The 17841-nt window shown below is 58.9% G+C and carries 17 protein-coding genes; 11 read left to right on the forward strand and 6 right to left on the reverse strand.

Annotated elements, in window-relative coordinates:
• The first annotated feature begins 8 nt into the window (after positions 1 to 8).
• The gene (locus D1224_RS02715; protein WP_119378393.1) at positions 9 to 740 is read left to right on the forward strand and encodes a TlyA family RNA methyltransferase; all 732 of its coding nucleotides are present in this window, start codon (positions 9 to 11) and stop codon (positions 738 to 740) included.
• Here the strand turns inward: D1224_RS02715 and D1224_RS02720 are convergent.
• Entirely contained in the window at positions 737 to 1603 is an 867-nt protein-coding gene (locus D1224_RS02720) for an AAA family ATPase (RefSeq protein WP_119378394.1), read from the reverse strand. The genes D1224_RS02715 and D1224_RS02720 overlap by 4 nt on opposite strands.
• 188 nt (positions 1604 to 1791) lie before the next feature.
• Between D1224_RS02720 and D1224_RS02725 the strand changes: the two genes are divergently transcribed.
• From D1224_RS02725 to D1224_RS02735, 3 genes are read left to right on the forward strand one after another with little or no spacing between them, the layout of a single operon-like run.
• Entirely contained in the window at positions 1792 to 2184 is a 393-nt protein-coding gene (locus D1224_RS02725; RefSeq protein WP_119378395.1) for a flagellar biosynthesis repressor FlbT, read from the forward strand.
• Positions 2177 to 2485 carry a hypothetical protein gene (locus tag D1224_RS02730; protein WP_119378396.1) on the forward strand — a complete coding sequence of 103 codons (309 nt, stop codon included), beginning with the start codon at positions 2177 to 2179 and terminating at the stop codon, positions 2483 to 2485. The genes D1224_RS02725 and D1224_RS02730 overlap by 8 nt, the downstream gene beginning before the upstream one ends.
• 19 nt (positions 2486 to 2504) lie before the next feature.
• Positions 2505 to 3146, forward strand: a complete 642-nt coding sequence (locus tag D1224_RS02735) for a MarC family protein (protein ID WP_119378397.1) — start codon at positions 2505 to 2507, stop codon at positions 3144 to 3146.
• Between the two features lie 27 nt (positions 3147 to 3173).
• Here D1224_RS02735 and D1224_RS02740 read toward each other — a convergent pair whose 3' ends face one another.
• Positions 3174 to 4469 carry a hypothetical protein gene (locus tag D1224_RS02740; protein WP_119378398.1) on the reverse strand — a complete coding sequence of 432 codons (1296 nt, stop codon included), beginning with the start codon at positions 4467 to 4469 and terminating at the stop codon, positions 3174 to 3176.
• A 238-nt stretch (positions 4470 to 4707) separates the two neighbouring features.
• Between D1224_RS02740 and dksA the strand changes: the two genes are divergently transcribed.
• Complete coding sequence (gene dksA / locus D1224_RS02745; protein ID WP_119378399.1) at positions 4708 to 5124, forward strand: RNA polymerase-binding protein DksA; 417 nt, start codon at positions 4708 to 4710, stop codon at positions 5122 to 5124.
• 320 nt (positions 5125 to 5444) lie between these two features.
• Complete coding sequence (locus D1224_RS02750) at positions 5445 to 6464, forward strand: flagellar motor switch protein FliM (protein WP_119378400.1); 1020 nt, start codon at positions 5445 to 5447, stop codon at positions 6462 to 6464.
• A 31-nt stretch (positions 6465 to 6495) separates the two neighbouring features.
• Here the strand turns inward: D1224_RS02750 and D1224_RS02755 are convergent, their stop codons facing one another.
• Positions 6496 to 7377 (reverse strand): D-Ala-D-Ala carboxypeptidase family metallohydrolase, encoded by an 882-nt coding sequence (locus tag D1224_RS02755; protein ID WP_119378401.1) that lies wholly within the window; start codon positions 7375 to 7377, stop codon positions 6496 to 6498.
• A 5-nt stretch (positions 7378 to 7382) separates the two neighbouring features.
• On the reverse strand, positions 7383 to 9221 hold the full coding sequence (locus D1224_RS02760; RefSeq protein ID WP_119378402.1) for a L,D-transpeptidase family protein: 1839 nt from the start codon (positions 9219 to 9221) through the stop codon (positions 7383 to 7385).
• A 297-nt stretch (positions 9222 to 9518) separates the two neighbouring features.
• Here D1224_RS02760 and D1224_RS02765 point away from each other — a divergent pair, with 297 nt between their 5' ends.
• Positions 9519 to 12110, forward strand: coding sequence for a response regulator (locus D1224_RS02765; protein WP_119378403.1), 2592 nt, complete (start codon positions 9519 to 9521; stop codon positions 12108 to 12110).
• Positions 12111 to 12113: 3 nt separating this feature from the next.
• Here the strand turns inward: D1224_RS02765 and D1224_RS02770 are convergent, their stop codons facing one another.
• Positions 12114 to 13001: a class I SAM-dependent methyltransferase gene (locus D1224_RS02770; protein WP_119378404.1), complete on the reverse strand. Its 888-nt coding sequence runs from the start codon at positions 12999 to 13001 to the stop codon at positions 12114 to 12116.
• Positions 12998 to 13930, reverse strand: a complete 933-nt coding sequence (locus tag D1224_RS02775) for a TrmH family RNA methyltransferase (protein WP_233350365.1) — start codon at positions 13928 to 13930, stop codon at positions 12998 to 13000. Before D1224_RS02775 ends, D1224_RS02770 begins: the two co-directional genes overlap by 4 nt.
• Before the next feature lie 67 nt (positions 13931 to 13997).
• Here D1224_RS02775 and D1224_RS02780 point away from each other — a divergent pair, with 67 nt between their 5' ends.
• The 4 genes from D1224_RS02780 (at position 13998) to rplA (ending at position 17527) form a co-directional block, all read left to right on the forward strand.
• Entirely contained in the window at positions 13998 to 15275 is a 1278-nt protein-coding gene (locus D1224_RS02780) for a hypothetical protein (RefSeq protein ID WP_119378405.1), read from the forward strand.
• A 79-nt stretch (positions 15276 to 15354) separates the two neighbouring features.
• Entirely contained in the window at positions 15355 to 16170 is an 816-nt protein-coding gene (locus D1224_RS02785; RefSeq protein WP_119378406.1) for a M48 family metallopeptidase, read from the forward strand.
• A 207-nt stretch (positions 16171 to 16377) separates the two neighbouring features.
• Complete coding sequence (gene rplK / locus D1224_RS02790) at positions 16378 to 16821, forward strand: 50S ribosomal protein L11 (protein ID WP_119378407.1); 444 nt, start codon at positions 16378 to 16380, stop codon at positions 16819 to 16821.
• 4 nt (positions 16822 to 16825) lie between these two features.
• The gene (rplA, locus tag D1224_RS02795) at positions 16826 to 17527 is read left to right on the forward strand and encodes a 50S ribosomal protein L1 (protein WP_119378408.1); all 702 of its coding nucleotides are present in this window, start codon (positions 16826 to 16828) and stop codon (positions 17525 to 17527) included.
• Positions 17528 to 17841: the final 314 nt, after the last annotated feature.

Below are 17841 nucleotides of genomic sequence, written 5' to 3' on the forward strand. Positions count from 1 at the left end.
GCTGAAGAGTGACGACAGAAAGACTGGACAAAGCGCTTGTGACCCAGGGCTATTTTGATAGCCGGTCAGCGGCGCAGGCTGCTGTCGCAGCAGGTACTGTGTTGGTGAACGGCCGGCCCGCCAGCAAAACGTCGCAATTGATCGGGCCGTCTGACCGGCTGGAGGCTGAACCTGCGCATCCATATGTGTCTCGCGGCGGGTTGAAGCTTGACCATGCGCTGGACGTTTTCGGCGTTGATCCCGCAGGCCGTCATTGTCTCGATGTTGGCGCATCGACAGGTGGCTTCACCGACGTGCTAATCCAACGCGGCGCCGCGCATGTGGTAGCCGTCGACGTGGGGCGCGGGCAGCTGCATGAGAGGATCGCGTGCGATCCGCGTGTCACATCCTATGAGGCGACCGATGCACGGTCATTGACGTCGGCGATGGTTGGCGAGGCGCCGTCTCTCATCGTCTGCGATGCAAGTTTCATCTCACTGGCCAAGCTGCTTGAGGCACCGCTTTCGCTAGCAGGGCAGGGCGCTGAACTGGTGACGCTGTTCAAGCCGCAATTCGAGGTGGGGCGTGAGTTCGTCGGCAAGGGCGGGATGGTCACTGACGCGGGTGCCGTCGCGCGCGCCGAAGCGGAATTCTGCGACTGGCTGGCAGATATGAAATGGGCTGTCAGTGCGAAGACTGACAGCCCGATCCGCGGCGGCGACGGCAATGCCGAACGCCTGTTACATGCGGTGCAAGCCTAGCCTGCAGGGCCTCGGCGGCCACCGCTTTCGCGGCGCGACAGGAAGGCGAGGCGTTCGAACAGGGCGACGTCCTGCTCATTCTTGAGAAGGGCGCCGTGAAGCGGCGGCGTCAGCTTGTCCGGATCCTGTTCCTTGAGGGTTTCGAGATCGATGTCCTCATTCATCAGAAGCTTCAGCCAGTCGAGAAGTTCGCTGGTCGAAGGCTTCTTCTTCATGCCCGGGACTTCGCGCATGGAGTAGAAGGTGGTGAGCGCTTCGGCGACCAGCTTCTGCTTGATGCCTGGATAGTGGACGTCGATGATCTCTTTCATCGTCTGCTCGTCCGGGAACTTGATGAAGTGGAAGAAGCAGCGGCGCAGGAAGGCGTCCGGAAGCTCTTTTTCGTTGTTCGACGTGATGATGACAAGCGGGCGCTGCTTGGCCTTAACCGTCTCATCGGTTTCGTAGACATAGAATTCCATGCGATCGAGCTCCTGCAGGAGGTCGTTCGGGAACTCGATATCTGCCTTGTCGATCTCGTCGATCAGCAGGATTGGCCGCTCATCGGAAGTGAAAGCCTCCCAGAGCTTACCCTTCTTGATGTAGTTTGAGATGTCCTTTGCGCGCTCTTCGCCCATCTGGCCGTCGCGCAGGCGTGAAACCGCGTCGTATTCATACAGGCCTTGCTGGGCCTTGGTGGACGATTTGATATGCCACTCAATGAGTGGCACGCCGAGCGCCTTGGCAACTTCGATCGCAAGAACGGTCTTGCCCGTACCGGGCTCACCCTTGACCAAAAGCGGACGCTGAAGCGCAATGGCTGCATTCACAGCGACGCGTAGGTCTTCGGTTGCGACGTAATTCTCAGTGCCTTCAAAACGCATGCTGTTCTCCCAAAACTTGTCCCGGCCGATGATAAGGACGCAGCTCTGAAGGGCAACCTGTTGAGCGCGCCTATCTTGGCGTCAATCGCGGCATTTTCGCCCGGGGATCTCGTTTTAGTCGGTGTTAACCTTACAACTTGTATAGAAATTGCAACATCCCAGTAAGGATTCGGGGGAGCGCGCGCACAATGCCGCTAAAACTATCATTGAAACCGGGCGAGGCGGTCGTCGTCAACGAGGCTGTTATCCGAAATGGAGAGCGCCGCGGTACCATGTTGCTCGAAACGAAAGCACGGATACTGCGCGAGCGGGACGTGATGTTTCCTGACGACATCTCCACGCCTCAGGACGCGACCTATTTCTGCCTGATGCAGATGTACATCGTCGGCGAAACGAGCGGAAAACTCTATGATAGTGCCGTTTCAACGCTGGCTGACTGGATGGACCAGAGCCGGTCGCAGGTTGAGCGGGACGAAATTTTGCGCATTGCTCAACTCGTTGCCGCCGGCAATCTCTACAAGGCGCTTGGCAATTGCCGCAAACTGCTGAAATCGGACCTCGATGAGGCCGAGTATGCCTGAGAACCGAGCGATCATGACCGAGACCCGCAACGAACCCACCGTCCTGACGGAGCTCGCCGAAGCTATCGAAGCGCTTGAGCGCGGTGCCGTTTCCGCGCCTGTGTCGATCCAGCTTACGGACAGTGTCGTCCTTGAGGCGGCGGAAGACGACGACATTGACGGGCTGTTGCAGCGGGCGCGCGGGCTACGGCTCATCATGATGATAGCGGCCGGTGATCCGGTTGAGCGGCCTTCAAGCATGCGTCATGACAGGCCTGCCCTGCACGCACGGGTCAAGGACATACTGGACGCACTGAAATAGGAGGATTAAGGCGCGCCTCATGACTGGCGATCTTGTCTCCGTATTCACCGCGTCCTTCGTGACGTTCTTCGTTCTGATCGATGCACTGGGCGTTGCGCCCGTTTTTGCGTCTCTGACAGCGAAGGGCGATGCACGCTATCGGCGCAGTATGGCGTGGCGTTCCATCCTGGTGGCGACGCTGATCATATTCGGTTTTGCTTTCTTCGGTGCCTGGCTGCTGCGGCAGCTTCACATTACCATCGATGCGTTCCGGGCCGCTGGCGGCGCGCTTCTGTTCCTGATCGCGCTGGATATGGTGTTCGAGAAGCGGACCGAGCGGCGCGAGTCGCGCGCTGATGAGTACCTCGAAGAGCATGAAAAACTGGACGATGTCTCTGTGTTTCCGATCGGCATTCCGATGCTGGCCGGGCCCGGTTCGATCGCGACTGCGATGCTGTTCATGTCCGAAGCGGCGAACTGGATGACGCAAGCTGTCGTGCTCGCCGCAATCGGCCTCAACATGTTGCTCTGCCTGATCGTGTTCCTGATTGCGAGCCCTCTGGTGCGCGCCATGGGGGACAGCGTGGCTGGTGCGATCACACGGATCTTCGGCGTTATACTCGCGGCCCTTTCGGTTCAGCTGCTAATCGACGGTCTGCAAGGCGCGTTCGCTACTGTCTGACATTCGTTCGTCGACGGCCAGAGACTGTCACTGCCAGCGAGAACTTTGCATCCTGTGAAACGCCGCCGCGATCGACCAGATCAGCGCAGCAAAAATGGCGACCAGTCCCAAGATCTGAAGCACGAGGGATGTGGACCAGCGGATCCCGATTTGTGCAAGTTCGGTCACACGTGGGCCGATAGCCTTGGCGAGGGCCACTGCGCGATCGCTGCCCGACTGGGCAACGACTTCCAGCTTGCGGACATCCTCGGGCGATTTGGCGAGTTCGATGAGCGTAACTGCGCCAGCAGGCGTCGTTTCTGCAGCGATATGGGCGATCGAAGCGAGGTCGCGCCGGAGGCGTAACAGGCCGTCGGCGTTGAGCGCGTCCTCATAGGCGCCGAGCACCTGGCTCTGCCGGACGCTGGGCGGCACGACGGCACTCACAACACCCGCAAGTCGATCGAGTAGTTCTTCTTCAGGCAGGGCAAGATCCACCCGCTCATCCAGATAGGCTGTGTAGGCATCGTCCAGGCGGCCGGCACGACCTGCCGCGCGAAGTACGGAGATCGCCGTCAGGAGCGCGGGCTCCGCCTCGCCATCGGCGACTTCGATGAGGCCGATGGCGCTGAGCCGCAACTGCAAGGTGTCGGTCGTCTCGCCGTTCACCCATTGTTGTGAGCGTCGGACGAGGTCTGCGCGGCTGCCAATCATCGAAAAGCCAGCGGAGGGGGCGTCTAGCGAAGGCTCGGGCTCGACCTGTTCAACGCTCTCCTCGCTAGGACCTTCGGTGGTTAGGTCGGTCGATGACTGATCGGTTGCCCGATTGGGGAACCCGGTATTTCGTGAAGGAACCTCACCCGGTTGCGAATAGAGCATTCCGGGGCGTTCCACGGCGCGCTGATAGTCCGCGCGCACCTCATTTGGGAGGAAGAGAAGGCCCGCGCGTGTCAGGCGCTCATCTTCAGTGCCCGATTCCTCTGCGTTTACCGCAGCGAGAAGGGCGCGCCGGTCATTGCGGCTGAGCATGGCAGGCGCCGCCAGCAGGTAGCCACGTGCGGCCGAGAAATCGCGCAGCGCCAGTTCGTTTGCGATTTGCTCTGCCCAGTAGGCGCGCGAAGGAACGCCGTCAGGAACGATTGTCTCGAAGGCCTGATCAATCTCACGCCGGGTTTCCTCGCGTGCCTCTGCGTCCAAGCTGCCATCAAGGCTTTGAGTCGAATAGGCATTCACCAGAACGCGAACTGATAGCACCGCGAGGATGAGAAGCAGGCTGTTGAATACCAGCGCATGACGCCAGCTGCCCTTTTCTTCCAATTCCCTGCGCCGGTGATAGCGGGCCATATACAAGACCTGATGTTCAATCTGGTTCGGTTGCGGTCGTTAGATGACCGCGTCGAAGCTATAGGGCACAGCACTCGCGGTGTCCGCAAGTGCCTGCAGCTACACAGACGACTGGCCCAAGGCTTGCAGAATTCAGGGCGTGTTCATGTGAGGGCGTGTAATTTAAACCTCATGTAATGGCTAATTGCGCAGAGGGGCAACACGCTATATAGGCCGCGCCAGTGGGAGGTATGAGACCATGGCTGATACGAAGCTGAATGACTATATCCCGTCCGACGACGAGGAGTTCATGAACCCCCGTCAGCAGGCATTCTTCCGTATGCGTCTGGAGCATTGGAAGACCGACATTCTGAATGGCACTAAGTCTACGATCAACAATCTGCAGGAAGACTCAAGCAATCTTCCGGACGTCGTCGACCGCGCATCCTCAGAAAGCGACAAGGCACTGGAGCTTCGCACCCGTGACCGTCAACGTAAGTTGATTTCGAAGATTGACGCAGCCCTGCGCCGTATTGACGAAGGCACATATGGTTATTGCGACGAGACAGGCGAGCCGATCAGTCTGCGCCGCCTCGAAGCGCGTCCAACCGCGACGCTGAGCCTTGAGGCGCAGGAGCGTCACGAGCGCAAGGAGCGGACGGTCCGCGACGACTGAGAGCTTTACCAGGCTTCAGAAACGAAAACGGCAGGGCCAGTCGAGGCCCTGCCGTTTTTTATCACCCAACGCCCGGCGGTTTGTTTTCGGTGCCGGTCCGCTGAGAGTGAAAATGACACGGGAATCCGAATCAAAAATTACCGCAACATTTCAAGCAGATTAATATCGGGTGGAGTTCGTTAATGATCGAGTCCCCGGAAATTAACCTTTGGCACTGAAAAACCGCTTCTGGAACCGATTCCAATGCAGGCGGACTCGAAAATACTAACGCTTCATTAACCGGCACGGCCCAGTCTTAGAGACGGAGAGTTGGGGTTCCCATGCGCGATACAGAACGTACCGAAGAGGACTGGTCCATGTCAGAAAGACGTGAGCGCGCCATCATGCGCGATGTGCCAAATGTGAGCCCACCGCCCATCTTGCCGGCCGCAGATGATTTCAAGCTTCCAACAGCGCGCGGTATCCTTTCCAAGGAAGAAATTCAGGCGCTGCTTCGCCCGGATCTGCCGAAAATCAATGATGCTGGCGATAGTTCGCAGCCTTTCGCCCGTGACCTCGACACCCGCGACGACGCGGATGAGGCAGCCCGCAAAGGCCGAAAGGTAGCTGCGCGTCTGTCGCGCGCTTTTGGAGAGCATGCAGGCCTTAAAGCTGCCGTCACGCTCGCTCACACGGCATCATTTGAAGATGCTGGCGAACTAGGCACGCAGGCAGAGCGGACGAGTACGAACGCTTTCGCTGTGTTCGCCAATGAAGACGGCGATGCGACGCACATTATCTGTCTTAGTGGGCAGCTGAACGACCAGCTCATCGCCAATGCTTGCGGGGCGCTCTCCCTTGCAGGATCGGTGGCCGCGGCACGCCAGCTAAGCGTCATTGATTGCGCTCTTATCCGGCAATTCATGTCGCCGTTTGCGAGATCGCTCGGATCGGACCTGTCGCTCGTCGGTATCGAGACCAACCCTGCCTACGTCTCGTCGCTCATGGCGGGAGATGCAGGCGTTCGCTTCACTTTCAATGTCGATGCAGCGGGGCAGCGTAGCGCGCTGTCGCTCTGGACAGTGGAGGCTGCTGACGACGAGCGCGCAGCAACCGTTCCAGCCGAACCATCCCGTGATGTTGAAAGTGTGACCGCACTACTGACCGCGCGGATGGCAAGCTTAAGCGTACCGGTCAGCCGTCTTGCTTCCCTGAAAGAAGGCGACACGCTGCTGCTGGGCGTGCCTGCAGATCAGCCTGTCGAACTGCTTTCCGGCGGGCGCAACGGCCGTGTCGCGTATGAAGGCGACCTTGGTCGCAAAGGTAACAGTATTGCGGTCCGTGTCCGGCAGTGTGCCTGACGCAGCCAGGTTGCCGCAAAACTGATCAGCGTTATCGTCCCCACCGGGCCGAACGGCCGCGACCATCAACATGCACGAACGGGCCGTGCACGGCATTGGCTTTATAGCTGCCAAGGCCGCCGCGCGGGACCTCCTTTGTGTTGGCGAATAGATCCTGCGCGTAATCATAAAGAAAGTCGGCGTCGGCCTTATTAATTGCGCCATCGCGGTTGATGTCATCCATCAAGCCGTCCTTCGGCGCGACATCGATATAGATGTCGGTCGCGTCTCCATACATATGTCGTGACAGGCGCGCCGAACCGATTGCGGTGTTGTAGAATGGCGACCTGAAGGCGCTCATCACAAAGAACGTGTCCGCATCGGTAATACCATCGCGGTTGAGCGCGTCGAGGAGTACTTCAAGTCGTTTCAGATTGTCACTCGAGATCAGAAGGTATTTCGGCCAATGATCTGGTTGCTGGTGGCAGAGGAACTGACCGATCTGAAAACTGGGCGAGACGTTGATGTCGCCGTAGCCCTCATCCAGCCGGATGAAGCCCCGAGGCGTTTTCTCAGGGTAGGCGCCCATGCGAAAACCATTGAGGCGCCCCTCCGCATCAACTCTGTCTGACGGCTCAAGCACGAATAGCGCGACCTTGTATTCCCGTTCGTCATCAAGGTTCCGGAATTCCAGTGAATAGGTGCCAGACACTTCAGGCGCGATAAAGGCGTCAGCCGCTTCGATCCGATCGCCATTGAGGTATGCTGTCATGCCGGCGGGTACCGTCATCGGCACTGTTTCGGATGGCATCGCCATGTGATGCCAGACCGGGTGAGGAATATCCTTTCCATCTAGCGACACCGGCACGGTCGAAACCGCACCGGTGAAAGCTATCGCTTGGAGAATTGTCGTACCGAGCAAGCTGTTCATCATGCGAACTAGCCCCTCTCAGTCGCTTCGCTTGTTTGCGCGTTCGCAGTCTGGCCAATCGAGGACATGCGTTCAACCTGGCGGATTCCTTCAGTGCGATCATAGATATCGCGCCAGAAGTTTACGGTGCCGTCGTCATTCACAGTAACTGTCATATAGGTGATATGGATGGGCATCCGGCTCTGGAAGTCGATGCGTGTGTTCCGGGTGGTCGACAGGGCATCGCGAACGTCATCAAGGCTTTCATTGCTATCATAGCTAGCAACCCATTCTGCCATCCTTTCGGGCTGCTCAAGGCGTATGCAACCTGAGCTGAAAGCCCGTTCTGCCCGGTCGAACAAATGGGTGCTCGGCGTGCCGTGCAGATAGATTGAGTACTGGTTCGGAAAGATGATCTTCAATTCGCCAAGAGCATTCCCGCTGCCCGGTTGTTGCACCAAGCGATATTTACGGGCCGAGGATGGGTCATTCCAGTCGACTGAATAAGCGCTGACCTCCGCGCCGCTTGAGCGGTCATAGATCTTGAAGTTCGCACGCTGCGCATAGGACGGGTCGCGGCGCAGCTTCGGAAGCTTGTCCTTCGCGACAATGCTGACGGGTGCGTACCAGCGCGGATTCGCGACGGTATACTCAATCTCGTCGTTGAAAGTTGGTGTAGCGCGGCTCGCCATACCTACGACAGACTTCATGGAAATTTCGCGAGTGTCCCCATTCCAGCCTTCTACGGTATAGGAAGGAATATTGGCCCAAATATAGCGCTGATCTTCCGCTCCCTGAGCGCGCCAGCGCTCCATGGAGCCGGCGATACGGGCCATCTTCGACTCGACGCTTTCATTCATCGCAGCCAGCGTTTTTGGGCCGATAACACCGTCCACTTCAATGCCGTGGCGCTGCTGGAAGGTTTTGACGGCTTCCACGAGGTCATCGCTATACAGCTTTGAATTGGTTTCCGTCTTGGTCACTGCAGCATTCCGGAAGAGATTAGCGCGACGATTGCCGCTGGCGGTGGAATTGCGGCCCTGCAGAAAAACACTCTCTGAGCGATCCGCGTCAGCAAACAGCATACTTTCTGTATGGTCTTTTGGTCTGTCTGTGTAACCTTCGACGCTGAGGCGCTCCCGGATCGCCGGGACGCGTGGGTCACTGTCGCCTGCTTCCAGGCTCTCGCCCTCTGAAATTGCGAGCCATCCACCTGAATCGCGAATCTCACGATACTGGGCGAGCGCACCTTTCAGTGCAGCATATTGGGGATAGCCCGACTCAAAATCCTGAAAGCTCAGCGTATGTCCTTGCCCGGCCTCCAGTAGCTTCTTGGAAACGAGGGCCATGCGAGCTGAGTTTGAACCCGATTCGACAGCTTCGCCCTCATCACCAAGACCGCCACTGATGGCGGAGGCAATCCTGAGCCAGGCAGCCGTCAGGGCGAGGTCTGCTTTTGCCTGTTCAGATGCGTTACTTGTTGAAAATCGTTGGTCGATGAGTTGCTGCAGGTCTGATGCGAGAACGTCATCGCTGGCCAGACCGTGCTTGAAAAGATCGCCGGCGACGTCCTGAAGCCCTTGTGCACCTTGCTCGGTCCACACTGGCTGAAACATACGCTGAATATAAGCGCGGCGGGCGACTTCACTGACGCTCTTGTGCAGATCCTGGTCAAGTTCAGCCTCGAGCCAGTCATTCATCACAGCGGTTTCAATCGCGTTTGGCAGCGGCGCCGAAACGGCGGCACCGGGCATGGCTGCCTGTTCTGTGGCGCTCGCAGCGCGGATTGCCGCTCCGTCTCCGCCGACCTGTGCAAGCGCGACTGGCGATGCCGAAGCAAGGATAACTGAGAGGAAAAGCGGTTTCATTTTCGGGTCCTATGTCGCTGTGACTATTGCCAATCCAACGGAAGCAGTAGAGAGAGCGTTCCCGAGAAAGTTTGGTGCAGATCACTGGAACCAAAGCGCTGTTTCTGCGTGTCGGTGCGCTCATTGAGGCGCCAGACTGACCTTCGATTAATGTAACTTTTTGAAACATTAACCATTCGCGTGGCAGCGTGCGCGGATGATGTAACCGCCCCACATTGCGTGCACTGTGGGCGTTTGCCGCTATCATGCGATGATTCGAATCAGCGTGCGTCTTCCGCGCGCCCGGAGTTTGGCCCAATGTCCGATCAGCTGTCCGAAAACAAAGACCGCGATGAACAGCAGCTTCCAGATGCAGCGCATGTTGCAAATGGCGCGCGAGTAGACCTGCTTCAGCTTCTCTTCTGGGGCTGTCTCCTGGCGGCGGTTGCAGCCGCGAGCGTCGCCATCGCATGGCCAGAAGCAGTCGGTGGGATCGGGCCCATGCTTCTTATCTCCATGGCGGCGGGCTTTATCGTTTTTCTGCTCTGGATACTCAAAGGGGCAGGGCGCAAGCTGGGCCTTTTTCCGCAGCGGGGTGCCGCAGCTGAAGCCGTGGAGGCCGCGGGACCGCGCTTTGGCTGGATCGAGGCTTTGGATGAAGCCGTGCTGATCGCAGATGCAGGTGGCGCGCCGATTGCCGCTAACGAACACTACCGTGAGCTATCGAGGAAAATTCTGTCCAACCTGAAGGATACGGCAGCGCCAGTTTCGTTTGATCGACTGTTTTCCTCAATGCCTGGACTGGCTGCGCCCGTCTTTCGTCTGTCGCGGGCTGCACGGGGCAGTCAACCGCTCGCCGAGACGTTGCCAGCCATGTCGGTCGGGTCAGAGGCTGAGACGGTGCAGTATGACGCCATGGTTGCGCCGCTACCTCGCGGGCGTGTGATGTGGCGCCTGCGCGAAGTGAGCGCAGCGCCGTTAAACGTTGCAGCGACGGATGGGCAGTCGCTCTATGTGGAAGACGCGCCCGTGGGTTTCTTCGCGGCGCGTCCTGATGGCCGCATCAACTATGCAAACAAGTGGTTGCGTGACCTGATCGGCCTGCCGGAGACCGCGCGCAATGTCCGTCTCGATGATATCATGCGCCCGGAATTCGTTCGCATGCTGGGCCGGGACCGCAAGAGCAAGATGCCGGCACAGACCCGCATCATGATACGTGGCAGGGACGGGGTCGAGCTGCCCATGCAGGCCCTGACTTCCTGGTCGGGCAAGGGCGTGAACGCGCAGGGGCGCACCATCCTGACGTCGGCGCAGCTTGCGCCTGCAGAGCGGGAAGGTCGCTTTAGCGCACCTGTCGCTGTGCGCCCACCATCTGCTGAGCCTGATCCGCTTTTCAATGAAGCACCATTCGGCGTTGCCCGGCTGGCCGGCGCCAGTGTCGAGAGCGCTCAGATTGTAGATGCCAACCGCGCTCTTCGAGAGCTGAGTGAAGCGTCGATTGCGGGTGCTTCGTTTGCAGATATCTTCCTGAAAGAGGCTGATGACGGCGCCGAAGAAATTGCCTCCAAGCTTGCTGAAGCCGTCGACAAGCCGGTTGGATTGAAGCTTCCGGGGGAGCCGCCGCGAAACGTGAACGTGTTCGTTTCGCTTGATGCGTCAGGCCGCCCCTCTGTTGCCTACATTATCGACATCACCGAACAGAAAGACCTCGAAATCCGTCTGGCACAGGGTGAGAAAATGCAGGCTATCGGCCAGCTTGCTGGCGGTGTCGCGCATGATTTCAACAATGTTCTGACCGGCATCATGCTCAACAATGATGAGCTGATGACCCGCCACCCTGTCGGCGATCCGTCGTATGAAAACATCAAGAGCATCTACGAATTCTCGGTCCGGGCGAAGGACCTCGTCCGCATGCTGCTCGCCTATGCGCGCCAGCAAACATTCAAGCGTGAGATCGTCAACGCAACCGACTTCCTGACGGAGTTTTCGCGGCTGCTTCAGCAAATCCTCGACGAACGGATCGACTTCAAGACCGTCCATGGACGCAACCTGCCTTACATCAAGGCCGACATAAACCAGCTCGAAACTGCCATCATCAACTTGGTTACCAATGCGCGTGACGCCATGCTGCTATCTGGTCGCTCGGGCGGCTCGCTGACGATCCGGACGTCTGCAGCAACCGGCGCAGATGCCCACGAAAAGGGCTTCACCTATGTCGATGACGGTGACTACCTTTTGATCGAAGTCGCAGACACAGGGTGCGGCATCCCGACCGATATCCTGAACAAAATCTTCCAGCCTTTCTTCACGACAAAGGATGTTGGCGTCGGCACCGGTCTTGGCCTTGCGACAGTGTATGGCATCATCAAGCAGTCGGAAGGTTATATCTGCCCGATCTCCAAAGTTGGGGAGGGCACAACCTTCCAGATCTACCTGCCAGCGCTGAAGGAAGAGGATATTCCGCAGCCCGAAGAGGAAGCGCCTTTCGATGCAGCTGAAGAGCCGCGTCCGATGGACATTTCGGGCCGTGGCCGCATCCTTCTGGTTGAGGATGAGAAGGGCCTGCGCGATATTGCCGTCATGCACCTAATCTCGCGCGGTTATGAGGTTGAGTCGGCTGGCGACGGCGAAGAAGCGCTGGAAATCCTTGAGGACGAACCGGGCGCGTTCGACCTCGTCATTTCAGACGTTGTCATGCCGGGTATGGACGGGCCGACACTGATCCGCGAAGCACGGCAATATCTTGGCGAAGCGCGTGTAATCTTCGTATCAGGTTACGCCGATCCGAACATTGCGAAACAGCTCGACGACCGGGAAATCACCTTCCTCGCCAAGCCGTTCAATGTCCGCCAGCTTGCCGAAAAGGTGAAGCAGCAGCTGGGCGTGCGTAAGGAGCGCGAAGCCGCCTAGAGACTAGTCAGCGCGCCACCGGGCACAGATCGAAGTTGGCAGCATGCGTCCGGTCTTTTCTTCCGGCAGGGCCATCTCGCCCATCTCGATCCGCCCGCCAAAACCCTCCATCCGGTCGCCCAACGCCTGCGCAAGAGCGATGTGAGACAGGCGGACAGCGTAGGCTGTGAGGATGACGAAGAGCGGCTTTTCCACCAGAAGGCTTGCTACCCCGTCGAGCAGCTCGGGAAGATCTTCCTCGAAACGCCAGGTTTCATTCTTCGTGCCACGACCGAATTTTGGTGGGTCGAGAATGATCGCGTCATATTGGTTGCCGCGGCGCTGTTCGCGGGCGACAAACTTCATGGCGTCGTCGGCGATCCAGCGGATCGTGCGGTCATCCAGAGCGGAAAGTGACTGGGCGTCCTTGCCAAAGCCGTTCGACTTCGGGCTGGCGTCAAGATGGACGACCTCAGCGCCTGCCTGCGCGCAGGCAAGGGACATCAGACCGGTATATCCAAAGAGGTTGAGAACCTTTGCGGGACGGCTGGTCTTCTTGAGTTGTTCCTGCGCGAAGGCCCAGTGGACGGCGTGTTCCTGAAACACGCCCATATGACGGAAGGGGGTGCGGCGCGCCTCGAAGCGGATACCGTTCCATTCCATCGGCCAAGTGTCGGGTGCCTTTGGGCTCAGCCGGCGCCATTCGCCGCGCTCATCGTCACCAGCCTTGGCGTCGAACCAGGCGTCGGCTTTCCAGGTGTCGACGGGTTTGTTTGGTCGCCAGAAGGCTTGCGGGTCCGGGCGGATCACCGTCTGGCTGGCGAACCGCTCAAGCTTCATGCCGTCGCCGCTGTCGAGAAGGGCGTAGTCCTTCCAGTTATCTGCGAGGAAGAGTGTCTGTTCGTATTTCATGCAAACCCTCGCTGGCGCCAGGCTTCATAGGTCATGATGGCGGTGGCTTGGGCGAGATTGAGACTATCGGCGCCGCCGCGCATCGGTATCAGGCAAAGCGTATCGCATTTTGCTTCAACTTCATCAGGAAGTCCGGCCTGTTCATTTCCCATCAGGATGATGCTCGGAGCAGTCATGTCCGCTTCGATATGGCGAACCGTACCGTTCACACTCGCGGCAAACATGGAAAGGCCTTCGCCGGTACGCCAAGTGTTGAACTCTTCAAAGCTGCTGCGCGCAAAAGGGATGTCGAAGATCGACCCCATGGAGGCCCTGACCGCCTCGACGCTGTAAGGGTCGCAGCACTGGCCGATAAGCAGAACGCCTGAAATGCCAGCACAATCTGCCGTTCTGAGGATGGTGCCGAGATTGCCGGGGTCACGAACTTCATACAGGGCAACCCAAAGCGAGGACTTCGGAACATCGAGGTCGCTTAGCTCCGGAGCCGTCTGTCTGAATGCGCCAATGACGGCCTGCGGATTGTCCTTGCGAGCGATCTGGCCAGCAAGCCGGTCAGTGACCTGTACGGTGCGGGTGCCGGATTTTGAAGCGCGGGCGACAAGGTCGCGGACGAAGGAACGCTCCGCGCTGGAGGCCGAGACAACGAGGCTGTCGAGTGCCCACCCAGCAGACAGCCCCTGTTCAACGAGGCGCGCGCCCTCAGCGAGGAAAAGGCCAGTCTCAGCCCGGCCCTTCTTGCGCTCAAGGCTTCGCAGGCTCTTGATAAGCGGGTTCGAGGTACTGGAAATGATCTCAGGAGGCGATGACATGCGCGGCGTGTAGCCCGAGAGGCGGTCGAAGACAATTGACGCAAGCGTCAGGGTTCGGTCTGGTGGCAGAATCAAGACAGGAATGCCGATCCGCCTGTGAAGCCAGTCTCTTCTGGCCATCAGGATGACGCGTCATAAGCAAGCTGGCGATGTGGTAAAACCACTGCGAGCATGGGGAGCCCACGAGATGGCTTTGGTTCACGAGTATGTCTGGTTCATCCTGGCAGGCGCCCTCGTCTTTGGTTTTGTGCTCGCGTGGATTCTACGCGGACTGAAGAAATCTCCGGCTGAACAGCGGGCGATTGTCGATCGCGATATCGCACTGCTTGAGCTGCAGCAGACGAAGGATGAGCTCGACAGTCTTTTTGCGGCTCAGCGCAAGTTCAAGGCGGAAACCAAGGCAGCCGCCGATGCGGGTGCTGACCCGGCATTGAGGGCGCAGGTTGAAAAGCTTCGGGCAGAGCTTGCTGCAGCGAAGGCTGGACCGGAAGCCGCGCCTAAGGCGCAGGCTGCGATGGTCCCGCCGACGGAGGCGCTGAGTGTTCCGGCGCCCGATGTAGCGCCAACGCCTGCCAACCAAGCGGTTGCATCGCGGTCTGCCGAAGAGACCTCGATGCGTAACGCGCTGATTGCCCGCAATGAGTACCTCGAAGAACGCGTCCACGAGGTAGAACTGCGCCTGCACCACATGGCGAAGGAGCTCGCGGCCGCTAAAGCTGATGACGCCAGCGCCGACAGTACTTCGAAAGAGGTCTGGCTTGCGAATTATCTCAGCATTCGCGCGGACGCGCTTCAGACCAAGCTGCAAGACGCGCTCTCAGTGACTGACAAGGAAGGGGCAGCGGACGCGGCGGAGGCGGCTTCTGCGCAGGTCTTGTCCAGCGAGGAGCGCGACGAGGAAATGGCGCGGCTTCGTTGGCGAAACCGGTATCTGGAAAGCCGGCTTGCATATCTCGGCCAGCCTTCATCACGGCCAGCATCGCCCTCGTCACCCGCCGCGACTGCTGGAGAGCGCGGGGCGGCACCTGCGAAGCCGACAACTGCGCCAACTTCAGCGCTTGGGCGGCCGGTTCAGCCCACCGCCGCGCCTCGCCTTGCTGAAAGCTCTCCTGATCGGCTTGCCTCTCGTGGTCCGCGGTTCACCAGTCCGTTCTCGGCGCTCGCAAGTTCCGCGCAGCCACGAAAGCAGGCGCCTGCTGTCGCTGTCCCGCCGAGCCGCCCTACGCCGATCAAGCCTCCCGCCAAACAAACGGCCGACGGGCAAGCTGATGATCTCACTCGAATTTCAGGTCTGAGTTCCTCCATAGAACTCAAACTCAATGAAATCGGGATCTGGCATTATGCCCAGATCGCCAACTGGACTGACCAGCATCTTGAATGGGTAGACCGCAGCTTTGGTCTGGACGGGCAGGCCAGGCGCGAAGGATGGGTTAGCCAGGCAAGGCAGTTGACCGCTTCTGTCTGATTTTTCTGGCACATGAACGAACCGGTGATTTGCGAGTTTAGCCATTCAGGTTAATGTCCACGCAAATGGGAGACACCGGATGGCAAAAAATACCAAGGCTGAGGCCGTATCACGCGGGACGAGCGACCAGGGCAAGCTTCACAGAGGGCTATTTGCAGCGCTCGCCGGGTCGCTGACCCTCGCTGCGACTGCCTGTAGCGTCAATCCGTATACCGGCGAGCAGCAATTCGCCGCTTATGACGACGCGCAGCTTTCACAAGCGTCCGCGCAGGCCTGGCAGCAGCTGCAATCGCAAACGCCAACGTTGAGCTCCGGCTCTCAGTATAACCGTGTCCAGAGTGTCTGGCGCCGTATCGCGGCCGCCTCGCCCAAGGCGGGCGAACAGTGGGATGTGCAAGTATTCAACTCTGAAGAAGTGAACGCCTTCGTCATGCCGGGCAATCGCGTCGGCGTATATACAGGGCTTCTGAACCTGGTTGAAAATGACGACCAGCTCGCGGCGGTTCTTGGTCACGAAGTCGCGCACGCGATCTACCGGCACGCCAACCAGCGCGCGACCCGCGCCGCGGCCGCTTCAACAGCCGTACAGATTGGGGCGGCAGCTGTCGGGAGCAGCGGACTAGGCGTGGACCCGAACCAGGTGAACGCGCTTGGCAGTGTTGCGGCAAACCTTGGTGTCGTCCTGCCATATAGCCGTAATGCAGAGCTGGAGGCTGATCTTGCTGGCGTCGATTACATGGTGCGCGCAGGTTATGACCCACGCGCGGCGATCCGTTTGTGGGAGGTGATGCAGCAAGCCAACAACCAGCGCACGGCGGACTTTCTGTCGACCCACCCCAACCCGGATGTCCGCCAACAACGCATTCGTGACTATATCCAGCAGAAAGGCTATTAGGCCCTACTAGCGGGACGCAGAGCTGACCCGGCGGGCTTGACCTGCCGGGTCTTTTCGTGTGTACCGCGCGCTTCGCTCGCCAAAGGGCGAAACACCTGTGGGAAGTGCCGGTGGGAAAGACCATCATCGGGCTTGTTACCACGGGGCCTCAAACCAGGCGGCCGGATCGAAAGACCACCGGTCACTTTACAAGCCAGAGAGGATGACATGGCTAAGAAATTGCTGGGGCAGCTCAAGCTCCAGATCCCGGCCGGTTCGGCCAACCCATCTCCACCTGTTGGTCCAGCGCTCGGTCAGCGCGGCATCAACATCATGGAGTTCTGCAAGGCCTTCAACGCGAAGACCGAAAGCATGGAAAAGGGCCTGCCGATCCCGGTCGTGATCGACTATTATCAGGACAAGTCCTTTACCTTCACCACGAAGACGCCGCCTGCGAGCGTTCTTCTGAAGAAGGCTGCGGGCCTGAAGATCGGCAAGCCGAACTCAGGTGCTAAACAGCCGGGCAAGGACGTCGCCGGTAAGGTGACGGTCGCCCAGTGCCGCGAGATCGCTGAAGCCAAGATGGTCGATCTCAATGCAACGGACCTCGATGCCGCTACAGAGATCATCAAAGGCTCTGCGCGCTCGATGGGCCTGAACGTGGTGGAATAGGAACATGTCTAAGCACGGAAAAAGATATCGCGCCGCTCACGGCACTGTCGACATCGAGAAAGTGTATGGCGTTTCTGAAGCCATCTCGCTCGTGAAGTCGAATGCGACCTCCAAGTTCGACGAGACAATTGAAGTCGCCGTCAATCTGGGCGTTGATCCGAAATACGCCGATCAGATGGTCCGCGGCATGGTTTCCATGCCTGCCGGTACCGGTAAAGACGTTCGCGTGGCTGTGTTTGCCCGCGACGCCAAGGCTGAAGAAGCCAAGGAAGCCGGTGCGGATTTCGTCGGCGCTGAAGACCTCATGGAGCAGGTCCAGGGCGGGATGATGGATTTTGATCGCGTCATCGCAACGCCAGACATGATGGCTGTTGTTGGTCGTCTCGGTAAGGTGCTTGGCCCGCGCGGCCTGATGCCGAACCCGAAAGTCGGTACGGTCACCCCGAACGTTGCGAAAGCTGTTGCTGATGCAAAGGGCGGCTCTGTTGAGTTCCGCGTCGAGAAGCAGGGCATCATTCATGCGGGCATCGGCAAGGCAAGCTTCTCCGAAGCTGACCTTGAGACGAACTTCAAGGCATTCGTGGATGCACTGGTCAAGGCACGCCCGTCGGGTGCCAAAGGCACCTATGTCCGGAGGATCGCTCTTTCCTCAACGATGGGCCCGGGTGTCACTGTTGATACCGCAGAGGCTATCGCTGCCGGCTGAGGCCTGACAGAACAGTAATTCAGATAGGCGCCCGGGAAGTGAATCCCGGGCGTTTTTCGTTGTCTGGAGCGACGCAGATTCATCTCATACCGGTTACTTGACCGTTGTGAGTTTTTGTGCGGGCGGGGGGTTGCGGCTGAAATGTTTACACGTTAACAGACCCCTCTTGACGGGAGACCACCGAGCTTAATCGGGGGCCTCCCGTTTTCCTGTCCAAGACCATGGGTCGTGCCCTCTGGGCTCAGAAATCCCATGATAGACGGGGTGAGGCGACTATTAGAGGCTGTCGGAATTCACGTTTCGGCCAGTCTGGT

This window comes from Henriciella barbarensis, assembly GCF_003576345.1.
GTDB lineage: Bacteria > Pseudomonadota > Alphaproteobacteria > Caulobacterales > Hyphomonadaceae > Henriciella > Henriciella barbarensis.

Coding starts and splice junctions, on each gene's coding strand:
- D1224_RS02720 (WP_119378394.1), bottom strand. CDS start 1,603: ATGCGTTTTGAAGGCACTGAGAATTACGTCGCAACCGAAGACCTACGC.
- D1224_RS02725 (WP_119378395.1), top strand. CDS start 1,792: ATGCCGCTAAAACTATCATTGAAACCGGGCGAGGCGGTCGTCGTCAAC.
- D1224_RS02730 (WP_119378396.1), top strand. CDS start 2,177: ATGCCTGAGAACCGAGCGATCATGACCGAGACCCGCAACGAACCCACC.
- D1224_RS02735 (WP_119378397.1), top strand. CDS start 2,505: ATGACTGGCGATCTTGTCTCCGTATTCACCGCGTCCTTCGTGACGTTC.
- D1224_RS02740 (WP_119378398.1), bottom strand. CDS start 4,469: ATGGCCCGCTATCACCGGCGCAGGGAATTGGAAGAAAAGGGCAGCTGG.
- dksA (WP_119378399.1), top strand. CDS start 4,708: ATGGCTGATACGAAGCTGAATGACTATATCCCGTCCGACGACGAGGAG.
- D1224_RS02750 (WP_119378400.1), top strand. CDS start 5,445: ATGCGCGATACAGAACGTACCGAAGAGGACTGGTCCATGTCAGAAAGA.
- D1224_RS02755 (WP_119378401.1), bottom strand. CDS start 7,377: ATGATGAACAGCTTGCTCGGTACGACAATTCTCCAAGCGATAGCTTTC.
- D1224_RS02760 (WP_119378402.1), bottom strand. CDS start 9,221: ATGAAACCGCTTTTCCTCTCAGTTATCCTTGCTTCGGCATCGCCAGTC.
- D1224_RS02765 (WP_119378403.1), top strand. CDS start 9,519: ATGTCCGATCAGCTGTCCGAAAACAAAGACCGCGATGAACAGCAGCTT.
- D1224_RS02770 (WP_119378404.1), bottom strand. CDS start 13,001: ATGAAATACGAACAGACACTCTTCCTCGCAGATAACTGGAAGGACTAC.
- D1224_RS02775 (WP_233350365.1), bottom strand. CDS start 13,930: ATGGCCAGAAGAGACTGGCTTCACAGGCGGATCGGCATTCCTGTCTTG.
- D1224_RS02780 (WP_119378405.1), top strand. CDS start 13,998: ATGGCTTTGGTTCACGAGTATGTCTGGTTCATCCTGGCAGGCGCCCTC.
- D1224_RS02785 (WP_119378406.1), top strand. CDS start 15,355: ATGGCAAAAAATACCAAGGCTGAGGCCGTATCACGCGGGACGAGCGAC.
- rplK (WP_119378407.1), top strand. CDS start 16,378: ATGGCTAAGAAATTGCTGGGGCAGCTCAAGCTCCAGATCCCGGCCGGT.
- rplA (WP_119378408.1), top strand. CDS start 16,826: ATGTCTAAGCACGGAAAAAGATATCGCGCCGCTCACGGCACTGTCGAC.